The organism is Pseudomonas sp. ASL3 (assembly GCF_056680425.1).
Genome location: NZ_CM155281.1, coordinates 4,941,475 through 4,956,539, shown reverse-complemented (window position 1 = coordinate 4,956,539; position 15,065 = coordinate 4,941,475). Strand labels below are relative to the sequence as shown.

Sequence of the window (15,065 nt, the reverse complement as noted above, 5' to 3'; positions counted from 1 at the left end):
GAGAATGGTCTGTAAGGCGGGTCTCGGGCCGCTGGTTCTGCTGGGCCCATAGTAAATACAGGCGCGCAGAACAGACCGCACTCTGCTTCACTCAAGGCTCGCCCTCAGGGCTGGCCGCCCGGATCATAGGGGATTGGCGTAATGGCAACGGTTGACCGCTGGCTGCTACCAGATGGCATCGAAGAAGTACTGCCGCCGGAAGCGGCGCGCATTGAAGTAGCGCGTCGTCAGGTGTTGGATCTGTTCCAGAGCTGGGGCTATGAGTTCGTCGTCACCCCGCATATCGAATACCTGGAATCGCTGCTTACCGGCGCGGGCCAGGACCTGGATCTGCGTACCTTCAAGGTGATCGATCCGCAATCAGGCCGGCAAATGGGTTTCCGCGCCGATATCACGCCGCAAGTGGCGCGTATCGATGCGCACACCCTGCGCCGCGAAGGGCCGAGCCGTCTATGCTATGCCGGTAGCGTGCTGCATGCGCAGCCGCGGGCCTTGTCGTCCTCGCGTAGCCCGATTCAGTTGGGTGCCGAGTTGTACGGTGATGCCAGCCCGAGCAGTGATGTCGAAGTCATCAGCCTGATGCTGGCTATGCTGCAATTGGCCGATGTGCCGGATGTGCATATGGATCTGGGCCATGTCGGTATTTACCGTGGTCTGGCGCGTGCCGCCGGTTTGTCTGGCGAAGTCGAGCAGCAGTTGTTCGACGCTTTGCAGCGTAAGGCGATAGACGAAGTCATCGTGCTCACCGCTGATTTGCCTGCTGATCTGGCTGCGATGTTGCGTGCTCTGGTCGATCTGTGTGGTGGGCCTGAAGTACTTGTGTCAGCCCGTGATCGTCTGCGGGATGCGCCGGCACCGGTATTGGCAGCTTTGGATGATTTGCTGGCGATTGCCGAGCGCCTATCCGCGCGCTTCCCGCAATTGCCGCTGTATTTCGATCTCGGTGAGTTGCGTGGTTATCACTATCACACCGGCGTCGTGTTTGCGGTATTCGTGCCGGGTGTCGGCCAGTCGATCGCTCAGGGCGGTCGCTATGACGACATCGGTGCGGATTTTGGTCGGGCGCGCCCGGCTACCGGTTTCTCCACGGATTTGAAAACCCTGGTCACGCTGGGGCGTGCGGATATCGAGCTACCGTCTGGTGGTATCTGGATGCCCGACAGTACGGATTCGGCACTCTGGCAGCAGGTCTGCCAATTGCGCAGCGAAGGTCATCGCGTGGTTCAGGCATTGCCTGGGCAGCAGGTGTCTGCCGCGCGTGAAGCCGATTGTGACCGGCAGTTGATTCAGCATGATGGGCTTTGGCAGCTAATGCCGCTGGCTTCTTGAGTTTCCCTGCCGGCCGCAGCCGGCACCAAGTTTGCGCGAATGAGGACAAGTGTTATGGGTAAGAATGTCGTAGTCCTGGGCACTCAATGGGGTGATGAGGGCAAAGGCAAGATCGTTGATCTGCTGACCGAACATGCTACCGCCGTAGTTCGTTACCAGGGTGGCCACAACGCTGGCCACACATTGGTGATCGATGGCGAAAAAACCGTATTGCACCTGATTCCGTCCGGTGTACTGCGCGAAGGCGTGCAGTGCCTGATCGGTAACGGTGTGGTGGTTGCGCCTGACGCACTCATGCGAGAAATCATCAAGCTCGAAGAGAAAGGCATTCCGGTACGTGAGCGTCTGCGTATCAGCCCTTCCTGCCCGCTGATCCTGCCGTACCACGTCGCGCTGGATCAGGCGCGTGAGAAGGCCCGTGGCGAGCTCAAGATCGGTACTACCGGTCGTGGCATCGGCCCGGCTTACGAAGACAAGGTCGCACGTCGCGGTCTGCGCATCGGCGACCTGTTCCACCGCGAGCGTTTCGCGGCGAAATTGGGCGAGTTGCTCGATTACCACAACTTCGTTCTGGTCAATTACTACAAAGAGCCGGCGATCGACTTCCAGAAAACACTCGACGAGTGCATGGAATACGCCGAACTGCTCAAGCCGTTGATGCTCGACGTCACCGCTGCGCTGCATGAAATGCGTCGCAACGGCAAAGACATCATGTTCGAAGGCGCCCAGGGTTCGCTGCTGGATATCGACCACGGTACCTATCCGTACGTGACCAGCTCCAACACCACGGCTGGCGGAATCGCGACCGGTTCGGGTTTTGGCCCGATGTACCTGGATTACATCCTCGGCATCACCAAGGCTTACACCACTCGCGTGGGTTCGGGGCCGTTCCCGACTGAGCTGTTCGACGATGTTGGCGCGTTCCTGGCCAAGCGCGGTCATGAGTTCGGTGCAACCACCGGTCGTGCACGTCGTTGCGGCTGGTTCGATGCGGTCATCCTGCGTCGCGCTATCGAGATCAACAGCATCTCCGGTCTGTGCCTGACCAAGCTCGACGTGCTCGACGGTCTGGAAACCATCAACATCTGCGTGGGTTACCAGAACGAACATGGTGCAGTGATCGACGCCCCGACCGATGCCGACAGCTACATCGGCCTGCAGCCGGTCTACGAAGAGATGCCGGGCTGGTCCGAATCGACTGTGGGTGCCAAGACCCTGGAAGAGCTTCCGGCCAATGCTCGCGCCTACATCAAGCGTGTTGAAGAGCTGGTGGGTGCACCAATCGACATTATTTCGACGGGCCCGGACCGCAACGAAACCATCGTGTTGCGTCATCCGTTCGCGTAATAAGTCATTGAAATACCTACAAAGGGCCGCTCATGCGGCCCTTTGTTATATCTACTAGTCAGTAAATGCTGGCGCGGCACGGCCCTTGCTGTAATTATCCCTACAAAGAGTGCCATCATTTTAATGGCGTCAGTAATAGGGGAGTTTCTCTGTGTCGGCTGTCCTTTCTCTTTTGCGTAGCCGCCTGTTGCGGCCTGTGTTTATTACTCTCGGCGTTGCCCTTTTGGTGCAGGTGGTTGTGGCGGTTGCCCTGACCCGAAGCACCGTGACGGCGCTCGAGGCTGATTTGGCCAATCGACTAGGTGTAGATTCGCAACACCTGTCGGCGGAATTGGAGCAAGCGAGTCGCGAAGTTACTTCCAGTCTGGACGCGCTGTCTTCCAGTACCCGTCAACGCCTGAGCGCGGGCTTGTCGTCGCGTTTGAAGGACGAGCAGGTACAGTTGCGTGGGACACTCGAAAAAGACCTTCAGGACTCGGCCAACGATATGGCTCAGTTACTGGCAGCGGTCGCTCCGCGTGCCATGTGGGATAACGACACGCCAACGCTGTCGGAGTTTGCTCGCCGGGCCCAGCGCAATCCCAATGTGTTGTTTGTCATCTATGACGATGCTCAGGGTGAGCACCTGACCCGTTACCTGAATCGTGAGAGCCCGCAGATCAAGGCCTTGCTCGATAAGGGGGAGGGTGATCGGCCGATGGATAAAGTCCTGAATGCCGCTAAGCATGATCCTTCGGTTTACTACGTCGAGGCGTCGATCAGCCCCAATGGCGTGGAGATCGGCAAGGTGTTGATGGGTGTTACCACGGCAACCGTCGAGACGGATCTGGCGGCGCTGGATAAGCGCTTCTCGGCGTTGATCGGTAACGCAGAGCAGTTGGTCTCCGACAGCCTGGTGAGCGCGGCGGCCGACAGCTCGGCGGCGCTGCGTACGCGTTTGCAGTCGGCGCAGACCGCTGCATCGGCAATGGCGGCCAATACCGCCAGTACGGTACAGGAGGCAGCGGCAACCTTGCGCTGGCGCATCGGCCTGGGCCTGGCCTTGGTTGGCTTCGGCGTGTTGCTATTGTTGGCGGTGGTGCTTGGGCGTCGGGTTGTCAGCAAATTGCATTTGCTGATAGCGGCCCTGGATGATTTGGCGGCAGGTGAAGGTGATCTGACCAAGCGAGTGCAGCTCAACAGCAATGATGAGATCGGTGACATGGCGGCAGCGGTCAATCGCTTTGTCGACAAGCTTCAGCCAATCGTGCGTGAGGCGGGCGATGTGGCCCAGCTCACCGGCGTGGAAATTGGTGCCTTGAGCCGACGCAATGCCGGGGCGGGTGCGGCGGCCGAATCACAGCGCGATGAAGTGGCCGCTAGCCTCAAAGCCCTTTCGCAGATGGCTGATGAGGCTCAGGCAGAAAGCCAGGCGATGCAGGCGGCTTTGCGCCAGGTTGTCGATATTCGTCAGGCCACCGATGAAAACACGCGGACTTCCACGCAGGTCGGTAACCTGATTGAGGCGTTGGCGGGGCAAGTCGAAACCGGTGCCAAAGTTATCGAGCGGCTGGCGCAGCAAAGCGAACAGATTGAAGTGGTGCTGACCGTCATTCATGGCATCGCCGAGCAAACCAACTTGCTGGCCCTTAACGCGGCTATCGAGGCGGCGCGAGCAGGTGAAACGGGTCGCGGTTTTGCGGTGGTGGCGGATGAAGTTCGCGCACTGGCCAGCAAGACCCAAAGTTCTACCGGCGATATTCAGGCGCATATCGGTGCTTTGCAGCAAGGTGCCAAGGAAGCGGTGGCTGCGATTGGCCTGGCAGGGCGTCAGGCCAATGAAGGATTGGCGGTGCTACGCAACAGCGCGAAGTTGCAATTGACGGTGCAGGCCTCGGTTGAGCAGGTTCATACGGCCATTGGCCTGGCGACTCAGGCTGCGGCGCATCAAGCGCAAGGGGCGCAGGCGGTGAGAGGGCGTGTGGAAGTGATCCATGCCCAGGCTCAGCGCGCGGCTCAAGCCGTCGTCGAGACGACCGCCAGTGGCAAAGTGCTGGATGGTCTGGCTGCGCAATTGAAGGCAAGTCTGGGGCAATTCCGCGCCTGATAGCTCGGAAATTTTTAACGAGATGAGGGTGTGCCAGGCACGCCCTCAGGTGGCAGCTCTCAATGTTTGATCTAGAATCTCAAACGCAGAAAACACAAAACCGAGCACGAGGCTCGGTTTTGTTTGAATTGGTGCCCAGAAGAAGACTCGAACTTCCACGACCTTGCGGTCACCAGCACCTGAAGCTGGCGTGTCTACCAATTTCACCATCTGGGCAGTTCGTTGGGTTCAACAACAACTCTGATTTGACTCGGAAATTATCGTTTACTTTCAACTACAACAACGTTTGCCGTCGTTGTGGGGCGCATCTTACGGATGAGTTTAGGACCTGTAAACCCCTGTTGTGAAATATTTTTTGGAAATAGCGAATGGGCATGACAAACGGTGTCTTCGCGTTTCAATCCGGTATATGCCAAACTAAATATATACAGATAAGGTGAACTCATTCTAATGGCCGATTGGCAGTCCCTCGATCCCGAGGCCGCTCGTGAAGCGGAAAAATACGAAAACCCTATCCCCAGCCGTGAGCTGATTTTGCAGCATCTTGCCGATCGTGGTTCTCCGGCGAGTCGTGAGCAATTGGTGGAAGAGTTTGGCCTGACAACTGAAGACCAGTTCGAGGCCTTGCGTCGTCGCTTGCGTGCCATGGAGCGTGATGCTCAGTTGATATACACCCGCCGCGGCACATACGCCCCGGTGGACAAGCTCGACCTGATCCTCGGTCGCATCACGGGTCACCGCGACGGCTTCGGCTTCCTCATCCCTGATGATGGCACCGATGACCTGTTCATGAGCCCGGCGCAGATGCGTCTGGTATTCGATGGTGACCGTGCCCTGGCACGCGTTTCCGGCCTCGATCGTCGTGGCCGTCGCGAAGGCGTGATCGTCGAAGTGATCTCCCGTGCCCACGAAACCATCGTTGGTCGCTACTTTGAAGAGAGCGGCATCGGTTTCGTTGTGCCCGACAATCCAAAGATCCAGCAGGAAGTGCTGATCACACCTGGCCGCAATTCCGACGCCAGGGTCGGTCAGTTCGTCGAGGTGAAGATCACTCACTGGCCGACGCCACGCTTCCAGCCGCAAGGCGACGTGGTGGAAGTGGTGGGCAATTACATGGCGCCCGGCATGGAAATCGATGTCGCGCTGCGCACCTACGACATCCCGCATGTCTGGCCTGAGGCGGTGCTCAAAGAAGCCGCCAAGCTCAAGCCGGAAGTCGAAGAGAAAGACAAGGAACACCGTGTCGATCTGCGTCACCTGCCGTTCGTGACCATCGACGGCGAAGACGCGCGCGACTTCGACGATGCGGTCTACTGCGAAGCCAAGCCCGGCAAGCTGCGTCTGTTCTCCGGTGGCTGGAAGCTGTACGTCGCCATCGCTGACGTATCGAGCTACGTGAAAATCGGTTCGGCGCTGGACGCTGAATCGCAAGTGCGTGGCAACTCGGTGTACTTCCCTGAGCGCGTGGTTCCGATGCTGCCCGAGCAGCTGTCCAATGGACTGTGTTCGCTGAACCCGCATGTCGATCGCCTGGCCATGGTCTGTGAGATGACCATCTCCAAAACCGGCGAGATGACCGATTACCAGTTCTACGAAGCGGTGATTCACTCCCATGCTCGCCTGACCTACAACAAAGTCAGCGCGATCCTGGAGCAGCCGAAAACCACCGAAGCCAAGCAATTGCGCGGCGAATATTCGGAAGTGGTGCCGGATCTCAAGCAGCTCTATGCACTGTACAAAGTGCTGCTGGCCGCCCGTCATGTTCGTGGCGCGATCGATTTCGAAACCCAGGAAACCCGGATCATCTTTGGCACCGAACGCAAAATCGCCGAAATCCGGCCGACCACGCGTAACGATGCACACAAGCTGATCGAGGAATGCATGCTGGCGGCCAACGTGGCCACTGCCGAATTCCTGAAAAAGCACGAAATTCCGGCCTTGTACCGCGTTCACGATGGTCCGCCGCCAGAGCGTCTGGAAAAACTCCGCGCGTTCCTGGGTGAGTTGGGTCTGTCGCTGCACAAGGGCAAAGACGGTCCGTCGCCGAAGGATTACCAGGCGTTGCTGGCGAGCATCAAGGATCGTCCGGATTTCCACCTGATTCAGACCGTGATGCTGCGTTCGTTGAGTCAGGCGGTGTACAGCGCGGATAACCAGGGCCACTTCGGCCTGAATTACGAGGCGTACACGCACTTCACTTCGCCGATTCGCCGTTACCCGGACCTGCTCACGCACCGCGCGATTCGTAGCGTGATCCGCTCCAAGCAAGACACTCCGCACGTTCGCCGTGCCGGTGCCATGACCATTCCGAAAGCGCGCATCTATCCGTACGATGAAGCGAGTCTGGAGCAGTTGGGCGAGCAGTGCTCGATGAGCGAGCGCCGTGCCGATGAGGCCACTCGCGACGTGGTCAACTGGCTCAAGTGCGAGTTCATGAAAGACCGCGTGGGCGAGTCGTTCCCGGGCGTGATCACCGCCGTGACCGGCTTTGGTCTGTTCGTCGAGCTGACCGATATCTACGTCGAAGGTCTGGTGCACGTCACCGCCTTGCCGGGTGATTACTACCACTTCGATCCTGTGCATCACCGCTTGGCGGGCGAGCGCACGGGTCGCAGCTTCCGTCTGGGCGACACGGTTGAAGTGCGGGTCATGCGCGTCGATCTCGACGAGCGCAAGATCGACTTCGAGATGGCCGAAAAAACCATCAGCGCACCGATTGGTCGCAAACGTCGTGGTGCCGAGCCGGCGCCAGTGGAGAAAGCCGAAGCCCCAGCCAAGGCAGGGCGCCGCGGCGCTTCGACCAAGGCAGCGCCGGTTGCTGAAGCTTATCGACCAAGCGATGCCGCAGCGAAAAACGCTGAAGTGCGCAAAAGCCGCGAAATGAAGCAGGCCTTGTTGGCAGAAGCGAAAGGTGGTGGCAAGGCGGCGTCGGGAAAGCCCGGTAAAGCGGCCCCCGCTTCGTCGGGCAAACCAGCAAAACCGAGTAAACATCGTAAGGGCCCGCCAAAAGCGGGCTCGGCCCCTGCTGCGAAAAGCGGTGGGGTGCGTAAACCTAAGGCCAAGTCATGAGTCAGTTGGAAAAAATCTACGGCGTGCATGCCGTAGAAGCGTTGTTGCGTCACCACCCGAAACGGGTCAAGCAGGTCTGGCTGGCTGAAAACCGCAACGATCCGCGGGTTCAGGTATTGGTCCAGTTGGCCAACGACAACCGTGTGTCTGTGGGTCAGGCCGAGCGTCGTGAAATGGATGTCTGGGTCGAAGGCGTGCATCAAGGCGTGGTTGCCGAGGTCAGTCCGAGTCAGGTGTGGGGCGAGGCCATGCTCGATGAGCTGCTCGACCGTACCGAAGGCGCGCCACTGATTCTCGTGCTCGACGGCGTGACCGACCCGCACAACCTCGGCGCTTGCCTGCGCACCGCCGATGCGGCCGGTGCACTGGCGGTTGTGGTACCAAAAGACAAGTCGGCGACGTTGACGCCAACGGTTCGGAAAGTGGCTTGCGGCGCGGCGGAAGTGATTCCGCTGGTGGCTGTGACCAATCTGGCGCGCACCCTTGAGAAGCTTCAGCAGCGCGGTCTGTGGGTTGTCGGTACGGCGGGGGAGGCTGAAGTGGAGTTGTATCAGCAAGACCTGACTGGTCCAACCATCCTGATCATGGGTGCCGAAGGCAAAGGCATGCGTCGTCTGACTCGCGAGCATTGCGATTACCTGGTGCGCCTGCCGATGGCCGGTAGCGTCAGCAGCCTGAACGTCTCCGTGGCAACGGGCGTGTGCCTGTTCGAAGCGTTGCGTCAGCGCAGCGTCAAGGCGGCCGCGAAGAAGTAATCCATGTAGGAGCTGCCGAAGGCTGCGAAAAGGTCGGCACGACCTTCGGCGATCTCAAGAACGCGACCGGTTCCCGGTCGATCGCAGCCTTCGGCAGCTCCTACTTGCTCAAATAATCACCAATTGCCTTGCGCCCCTCCAAGCCCTTCTCTACAATTGCGCCCCTTGCTGTCATGGCAGGCGCTTATGTGCCTGTCCCTGAGCAAGACACACAAGTGTCATTCACTCCTTGTCTGACCGTTTTTTAGCGGCAGGCTACAACCCGTAAGGAGCATTCATGCGTCATTACGAAATCATCTTTTTGGTCCACCCGGATCAAAGCGAGCAAGTCGGCGGCATGGTAGAGCGTTACACCAAGCTGATCGAAGAAGACGGCGGCAAAATCCACCGTCTGGAAGATTGGGGCCGTCGTCAACTGGCCTATGCAATCAACAATGTTCACAAGGCTCACTACGTGATGCTGAACGTTGAATGCACCGGTAAGGCTCTGGCTGAACTGGAAGACAACTTCCGTTACAACGATGCCGTGATCCGTAACCTGGTCATCCGTCGCGACGAAGCCGTAACTGGTCAGTCCGAGATGCTCAAGGCCGAAGAAAACCGCAGCGAGCGCCGTGAGCGTCGTGACCGTCCTGAGCACTCCGACAGCGCCGATGGCGATGACGGCGACAACAGCGACGCCAGCGATAACGCTGACGAGTAATCCACGGACCTTTTGAGGAGCCAATTACATGGCACGTTTCTTCCGTCGTCGTAAATTCTGCCGCTTCACCGCTGAAGACGTGAAGGAGATCGATTACAAAGATCTCAACACTCTGAAAGCCTACGTATCCGAGACCGGCAAAATCGTTCCAAGCCGTATCACCGGTACCAAAGCTCGTTATCAGCGTCAGCTGGCCACCGCTATCAAGCGTGCCCGCTTCCTGGCCCTGCTGGCCTACACCGACAGCCACGGCCGCTGAGACCGGGCAGTCGACAAAACGTAGTAAGGGATAGAACGCATGCGCGCCATGGCTAATTTCATCATGCGCGGCCGCGTGCAGGCCACTCTGGTAGTGGTTGGATGTGCGGCTTTGCCGCTGTTGTTCTGGTTGAGTGCTGCCGCGGGATGCCTTGTGCTTCTGCGGCGCGGTGTGAGTGATGCCGCTGGCATCCTCGCCTGGGCTCTACTGCCGGCTTTGGTCTGGTGGTATTTCGGTGAACCCCGCACGCTAATGGTGTTGTTGGGTTCGCTAGGGTTGGCCGCGTTGTTACGTGCCAGCCAGTCCTGGGTCCGCGTGCTGCTGGTCAGCGTGGCATTGGGTCTGTTGTATGCAGTGATCCTGGGTGCGGTTTTCCGCGAACCCATCGAAGCGATGGCGCTGGAGTTGCAAAAGCTCCTGCCGCAAGTCCTCGATGGTCTCTACCAGCAGTTATCGGTAGAAGAGCGAGCGCGTATGGGGGCACTGATTGCACCGGTCCTTAACGGCCTGATAGCGGCCTTGTTGCAGATCGTCAGTGTGTTGAGCCTGATCCTTGGGCGTTACTGGCAAGCGTTGTTGTACAACCCGGGTGGTTTTGGCCGCGAGTTTCGCAGCATAAGACTCCCGCGGGTACCTGCGTTGATGCTGCTGGTGTGCATGCTTCTGGGGCCGAATTTCGGTCCGCAGATGGCGATGTTGACACCGTTGTGCAGCGTACCGCTGGTGTTCGCCGGGCTGGCCTTGATTCATGGGTTGGTGGCTGAAAAGCGACTGGCCAGGTTCTGGTTGGTGGGGTTGTACGTAACGCTGTTGCTGTTTATGCAGCTGATCTATCCGTTGCTGGTGGTGTTAGCCATTGTCGACAGCCTGATTGATTTTCGCGGCCGTCTCGCGTCGAAAGACGTCGATAACGGATCTGCGAACGGTGAAGGTTAAAAGTTAAGAGGATTTTCACATGCAACTGATCCTTCTGGAAAAAGTCGCCAACCTGGGCAACCTGGGCGACAAAGTGAACGTTAAGGCCGGTTACGGTCGTAACTTCTTGCTGCCTTACGGCAAAGCTACCGCTGCGACCGCTGCTAACATTGCTGCGTTCGAAGAGCGTCGTGCCGAGCTGGAAAAACTGGCTGCAGACAAAAAAGCTTCTGCCGAAACTCGCGCTGCCCAACTGGCTGAGCTGGAAGTGACTATCACTGCCACCGCCGGTGACGAAGGCAAGCTGTTCGGTTCGATCGGCACCCACGACATCGCTGATGCACTGACCGCCTCTGGCGTTGAAGTTGCAAAAAGCGAAGTTCGTCTGCCGAACGGCACCATCCGCAACGTTGGCGAATTCGACGTAGCCGTGCACCTGCACAGCGACGTAGAAGCAACCGTACGCGTTGTTGTGGTGGCTGCTTAAGCAGCACTTAACGTCTGGTGACTTGCTCGCCAGACGTTTAACATCGGGCACGATCCTGTTTACAGGTCGTGCCCTTTGTCTTTCTGTCCCCCCTGATTCCGTGTGGCCATGAACGATATCTCCGCCCCCGAGCAATACGATCTGCAAACCGCTGCCCTCAAGGTGCCGCCGCATTCCATCGAGGCCGAACAGGCTGTGCTCGGTGGTCTGATGCTGGACAACAACGCCTGGGAGCGCGTGCTCGATCAAGTGTCCGATGGCGATTTCTATCGACATGACCACCGTCTGATTTTCCGCGCGATCGCCAAGCTGGCCGATCAGAACAGCCCTATAGACGTCGTGACCCTGGCCGAGCAATTGGACAAAGAAGGTCAGACGTCGCAGGTCGGTGGCCTGGGTTACCTCAGTGAGTTGGCGAAAAACATTCCGTCGGTCGCCAACATCAAGGCTTACGCGCAGATCGTGCGTGAGCGAGCGACCCTGCGGCAGTTGATCGGCATCAGCACCGAGATCGCCGACAGCGCGTTCAACCCAGAAGGCCGCAGCGCCGCCGAGATTCTTGACGAGGCTGAACGGCAGATCTTCCAGATCGCCGAAGCGCGCCCCAAGACTGGCGGCCCGGTCAGCGTCAACGACCTGTTGACCAAGGCCATCGACCGCATCGATACCTTGTTCAATACCGATAACGCGATCACCGGCCTGTCCACCGGCTATACCGACCTCGACGGGATGACCAGCGGCCTGCAGCCGTCGGACTTGATCATCGTCGCCGGTCGTCCATCCATGGGTAAGACCACCTTCGCCATGAACCTGGTGGAAAACGCCGTGTTGCGTAGCGAAAAGGCGGTTCTGGTCTACTCGCTGGAGATGCCAGGCGAGTCGCTGATCATGCGTATGCTGTCCTCGCTGGGTCGGATCGACCAGACCAAGGTCCGCGCCGGTCGCCTGGAAGACGACGATTGGCCGCGTCTGACGTCTGCGGTCAACCTGCTCAACGACCGCAAGCTGTTCATCGATGACACCGCCGGTATCAGCCCGTCGGAGATGCGTGCGCGTACTCGCCGACTGGTGCGTGAGCACGGCGAGGTTGGTCTGATCATGATCGACTACCTGCAATTGATGCAGATTCCAGGCTCTGGCGGTGATAACCGGACCAACGAGATTTCCGAGATTTCCCGCTCGTTGAAAGCCCTGGCCAAAGAATTCAACTGCCCGGTCGTCGCACTGTCTCAGCTCAACCGTTCCCTGGAACAGCGGCCGAACAAACGCCCGATCAACTCCGACTTGCGGGAGTCCGGAGCGATCGAGCAGGATGCCGACGTCATCATGTTCGTTTACCGGGACGAGGTGTACCACCCGGAAACCGAGCACAAAGGCATCGCCGAAATCATCATCGGCAAGCAGCGTAACGGCCCCATCGGCACCACGCGGCTGGCGTTCATTGGCAAATACACCCGCTTCGAAAACCTCGCGCCGGGCAGTTACAACTTCGACGACGAGTAAGCTGCCGGGACGCTCTGTAGGAGCTGACTTGTCTGCGATTGGCCGCGAAGCGGTCATAGAATGTCAAAGCGTGGTGTTACTGAAAGAACTGGGATACCGGATTGCGACTGCTGCGCAGCCGATCGCAGACAAGTCAGCTCCTACAGGGGGTCGCGTTTGTCCTCTAAGCAGTCACCACCAATTTCCGACCACCACCGTCGGAATTGGTCAATTTTTGTGCTATATTCCGCGCCCGCGAAATTCACTGATTAAATCGGTTACCCACATGCAAGCAGCCAAGCCGCTTTTCGACTATCCCAAGTACTGGGCCGAATGTTTCGGACCAGCGCCTTTCCTGCCCATGAGCCGGGAAGAAATGGATCAGCTTGGCTGGGATTCCTGCGACATCATCATCGTCACCGGTGATGCGTACGTTGACCATCCGTCGTTCGGCATGGCGATCATCGGCCGGCTGCTGGAGTCTCAGGGCTTCCGCGTCGGGATCATTGCCCAGCCTAACTGGCAGTCCAAAGACGACTTCATGAAGCTCGGTGAGCCGAATCTGTTTTTCGGTGTCGCGGCCGGCAACATGGACTCGATGATCAACCGCTACACCGCTGACAAGAAAGTCCGCTCCGATGACGCGTACACGCCAGGCGGCATGGCCGGCAAGCGTCCGGATCGCGCCAGTCTGGTGTACAGCCAGCGCTGCAAGGAAGCCTACAAGCATGTGCCGATCGTACTGGGCGGCATTGAAGCCTCGCTGCGTCGCATCGCGCATTACGACTACTGGCAGGACCGGGTACGTAACTCGATCCTGATCGACGCCTGCGCCGACATCCTGCTGTACGGCAACGCCGAACGCGCGATTGTCGAGGTTGCCCAGCGTCTGTCCTACGGTCACAAGATCGAAGACATCACCGACGTGCGCGGCACCGCGTTCATTCGCCGTGACACGCCGAAAGACTGGTACGAGGTCGACTCCACGCGTATCGATCGTCCGGGTAAGGTCGACAAGATCATCAACCCGTACGTCAACACCCAGGACACCCAGGCCTGCGCCATCGAGCAGGAGAAGGGGCCGGTTGAAGATCCGAACGAAGCCAAGGTCGTGCAACTGCTGGCCAGCCCGCGGATGACTCGCGACAAGACCGTGATTCGTCTGCCGTCGTTCGAGAAGGTTCGTGCCGACTCCGTTCTGTATGCCCACGCCAACCGTGTGTTGCACCTGGAAACCAACCCGGGCAACGCCCGTGCGCTGGTGCAGAAACATGGTGAAGTGGACGTCTGGTTCAACCCGCCGCCCATTCCGATGACCACCGAAGAAATGGACTACGTGTTCGGCATGCCCTACGCGCGCATCCCGCACCCGGCGTACGGCAAGGAAAAAATCCCGGCCTACGACATGATTCGTTTCTCGGTGAACATCATGCGCGGCTGCTTCGGCGGCTGTACCTTCTGCTCGATCACCGAGCACGAAGGCCGGATCATCCAGAACCGTTCCGAAGAGTCGATCATTCGCGAAATCGAAGAGATTCGCGACAAGGTGCCAGGCTTTACCGGCGTCATTTCCGACCTTGGTGGCCCGACCGCGAACATGTATCGCATCGCGTGTAAGAGCCCTGAGATCGAGTCCGCGTGCCGTAAACCGTCCTGCGTGTTCCCCGGTATTTGCCCGAACCTGAATACCGACCACTCGTCGCTGATTCAGCTGTATCGCAGCGCACGTGCCTTGCCGGGCGTGAAGAAGATCCTGATCGCCTCCGGCCTGCGTTACGACCTCGCGGTCGAGTCGCCGGAATACGTGAAAGAGCTGGTGACGCACCACGTCGGTGGTTACCTGAAGATCGCCCCGGAACACACCGAGGAAGGTCCGCTCAACCAGATGATGAAACCGGGCATTGGCAGCTATGACAAGTTCAAGCGCATGTTCGAGAAGTACTCGAAAGAAGCCGGTAAAGAGCAGTACCTGATTCCGTACTTTATCGCGGCCCACCCTGGCACCACCGATGAAGACATGATGAACCTGGCCCTGTGGCTCAAGGGCAATGGTTTCCGCGCCGATCAGGTGCAGGCGTTCTACCCGTCGCCGATGGCGACTGCCACCGCCATGTATCATTCGGGCAAGAACCCGTTGCGCAAGGTGACCTACAAGAGCGACGCGGTCACCATCGTCAAAAGCGAAGAGCAACGTCGGCTGCACAAGGCGTTCCTGCGTTACCACGACCCGAAAGGCTGGCCAATGCTGCGTGAAGCCCTTACGCGCATGGGCCGTTCCGACTTGATCGGGCCGGGCAAGAACCAGCTGATTCCGTTGCACCAGCCCGCGACCGACGACTACCAGAGCGCTCGTCGTAAAAACTCGACGCCGGTCGGCAGCCACAAGGTTGGCAAGACCACGCTGATCCAGACCCAACACACCGGCCTGCCTCCACGCGCCAGTGATGGCGGCAACCCGTGGGACAAGCGCGAAGAGGCCAAGGCGGCTGCGTTTGCTCGTAACAAGCAAGCGACCAAAGAACGCATCGACGCGGCCAAGGGCAAGGGTCCGAAACCGCCTAAGCGCAAGCCAGTCGTTCCGCGTTAACTGATCGTTCCTACAGTGGATGCGTGATCCCCTGTAGGAGCTGCCG

The 15,065-nt window shown here is 58.8% G+C and carries 11 protein-coding genes, 1 tRNA gene and 1 pseudogene; 12 read left to right on the top strand and 1 reads right to left on the bottom strand.

Going from position 1 to position 15,065, the window contains the following annotated elements:
* Positions 1 to 141 precede the first annotated feature (141 nt).
* The 4 genes and pseudogenes from AC1MEE_RS22880 (at position 142) to AC1MEE_RS22865 (ending at position 4,762) form a co-directional block, all read left to right on the top strand.
* Entirely contained in the window at positions 142 to 1,329 is a 1,188-nt protein-coding gene (locus AC1MEE_RS22880) for an ATP phosphoribosyltransferase regulatory subunit (RefSeq protein ID WP_480411801.1), read from the top strand.
* Positions 1,330 to 1,383: 54 nt separating this feature from the next.
* A complete protein-coding gene (locus AC1MEE_RS22875; protein WP_480411800.1) occupies positions 1,384 to 2,676 on the top strand; it encodes an adenylosuccinate synthase in 1,293 nt (430 codons plus the stop codon).
* Positions 2,677 to 3,163: 487 nt separating this feature from the next.
* Positions 3,164 to 3,856 (top strand): annotated as a pseudogene (locus tag AC1MEE_RS22870) (methyl-accepting chemotaxis protein); the annotation flags it as partial.
* A 21-nt stretch (positions 3,857 to 3,877) separates the two neighbouring features.
* Positions 3,878 to 4,762: a methyl-accepting chemotaxis protein gene (locus AC1MEE_RS22865; RefSeq protein WP_480416311.1), complete on the top strand. Its 885-nt coding sequence runs from the start codon at positions 3,878 to 3,880 to the stop codon at positions 4,760 to 4,762.
* A 129-nt stretch (positions 4,763 to 4,891) separates the two neighbouring features.
* Here the strand turns inward: AC1MEE_RS22865 and AC1MEE_RS22860 are convergent.
* A tRNA-Leu gene (locus tag AC1MEE_RS22860) sits at positions 4,892 to 4,978 on the bottom strand.
* A gap of 234 nt (positions 4,979 to 5,212) precedes the next feature.
* Between AC1MEE_RS22860 and rnr the strand changes: the two genes are divergently transcribed.
* The 8 genes from rnr to AC1MEE_RS22820 all read left to right on the top strand — a co-directional run bounded on the left by rnr (position 5,213) and on the right by AC1MEE_RS22820 (position 15,019).
* The gene (gene rnr / locus AC1MEE_RS22855; RefSeq protein ID WP_480411799.1) at positions 5,213 to 7,831 is read left to right on the top strand and encodes a ribonuclease R; all 2,619 of its coding nucleotides are present in this window, start codon (positions 5,213 to 5,215) and stop codon (positions 7,829 to 7,831) included.
* Positions 7,828 to 8,586 carry a 23S rRNA (guanosine(2251)-2'-O)-methyltransferase RlmB gene (rlmB, locus tag AC1MEE_RS22850; RefSeq protein WP_480411798.1) on the top strand — a complete coding sequence of 253 codons (759 nt, stop codon included), beginning with the start codon at positions 7,828 to 7,830 and terminating at the stop codon, positions 8,584 to 8,586. Before rnr ends, rlmB begins: the two co-directional genes overlap by 4 nt.
* Before the next feature lie 277 nt (positions 8,587 to 8,863).
* Positions 8,864 to 9,289, top strand: a complete 426-nt coding sequence (gene rpsF, locus AC1MEE_RS22845) for a 30S ribosomal protein S6 (RefSeq protein ID WP_020293663.1) — start codon at positions 8,864 to 8,866, stop codon at positions 9,287 to 9,289.
* Positions 9,290 to 9,317: 28 nt separating this feature from the next.
* Positions 9,318 to 9,548: a 30S ribosomal protein S18 gene (gene rpsR, locus AC1MEE_RS22840; RefSeq protein ID WP_002551829.1), complete on the top strand. Its 231-nt coding sequence runs from the start codon at positions 9,318 to 9,320 to the stop codon at positions 9,546 to 9,548.
* Positions 9,549 to 9,587: 39 nt separating this feature from the next.
* A complete protein-coding gene (locus tag AC1MEE_RS22835) occupies positions 9,588 to 10,484 on the top strand; it encodes a hypothetical protein (RefSeq protein ID WP_480411797.1) in 897 nt (298 codons plus the stop codon).
* A gap of 19 nt (positions 10,485 to 10,503) precedes the next feature.
* The gene (gene rplI, locus AC1MEE_RS22830; protein WP_259110731.1) at positions 10,504 to 10,950 is read left to right on the top strand and encodes a 50S ribosomal protein L9; all 447 of its coding nucleotides are present in this window, start codon (positions 10,504 to 10,506) and stop codon (positions 10,948 to 10,950) included.
* Between the two features lie 108 nt (positions 10,951 to 11,058).
* Entirely contained in the window at positions 11,059 to 12,453 is a 1,395-nt protein-coding gene (gene dnaB / locus AC1MEE_RS22825; protein WP_480411796.1) for a replicative DNA helicase, read from the top strand.
* Between the two features lie 265 nt (positions 12,454 to 12,718).
* On the top strand, positions 12,719 to 15,019 hold the full coding sequence (locus tag AC1MEE_RS22820; RefSeq protein ID WP_480411795.1) for a YgiQ family radical SAM protein: 2,301 nt from the start codon (positions 12,719 to 12,721) through the stop codon (positions 15,017 to 15,019).
* Positions 15,020 to 15,065 lie beyond the last annotated feature (46 nt).

What these genes read in the sequence shown, in the direction of transcription:
- rpsF (WP_020293663.1), top strand. Translation starts at nt 8,864, where the DNA reads ATGCGTCATTACGAAATCATCTTTTTGGTCCACCCGGATCAAAGCGAG.
- rlmB (WP_480411798.1), top strand. Translation starts at nt 7,828, where the DNA reads ATGAGTCAGTTGGAAAAAATCTACGGCGTGCATGCCGTAGAAGCGTTG.
- AC1MEE_RS22820 (WP_480411795.1), top strand. Translation starts at nt 12,719, where the DNA reads ATGCAAGCAGCCAAGCCGCTTTTCGACTATCCCAAGTACTGGGCCGAA.
- rnr (WP_480411799.1), top strand. Translation starts at nt 5,213, where the DNA reads ATGGCCGATTGGCAGTCCCTCGATCCCGAGGCCGCTCGTGAAGCGGAA.
- rpsR (WP_002551829.1), top strand. Translation starts at nt 9,318, where the DNA reads ATGGCACGTTTCTTCCGTCGTCGTAAATTCTGCCGCTTCACCGCTGAA.
- AC1MEE_RS22835 (WP_480411797.1), top strand. Translation starts at nt 9,588, where the DNA reads ATGCGCGCCATGGCTAATTTCATCATGCGCGGCCGCGTGCAGGCCACT.
- AC1MEE_RS22880 (WP_480411801.1), top strand. Translation starts at nt 142, where the DNA reads ATGGCAACGGTTGACCGCTGGCTGCTACCAGATGGCATCGAAGAAGTA.
- rplI (WP_259110731.1), top strand. Translation starts at nt 10,504, where the DNA reads ATGCAACTGATCCTTCTGGAAAAAGTCGCCAACCTGGGCAACCTGGGC.
- AC1MEE_RS22865 (WP_480416311.1), top strand. Translation starts at nt 3,878, where the DNA reads ATGGCGGCAGCGGTCAATCGCTTTGTCGACAAGCTTCAGCCAATCGTG.
- AC1MEE_RS22875 (WP_480411800.1), top strand. Translation starts at nt 1,384, where the DNA reads ATGGGTAAGAATGTCGTAGTCCTGGGCACTCAATGGGGTGATGAGGGC.
- dnaB (WP_480411796.1), top strand. Translation starts at nt 11,059, where the DNA reads ATGAACGATATCTCCGCCCCCGAGCAATACGATCTGCAAACCGCTGCC.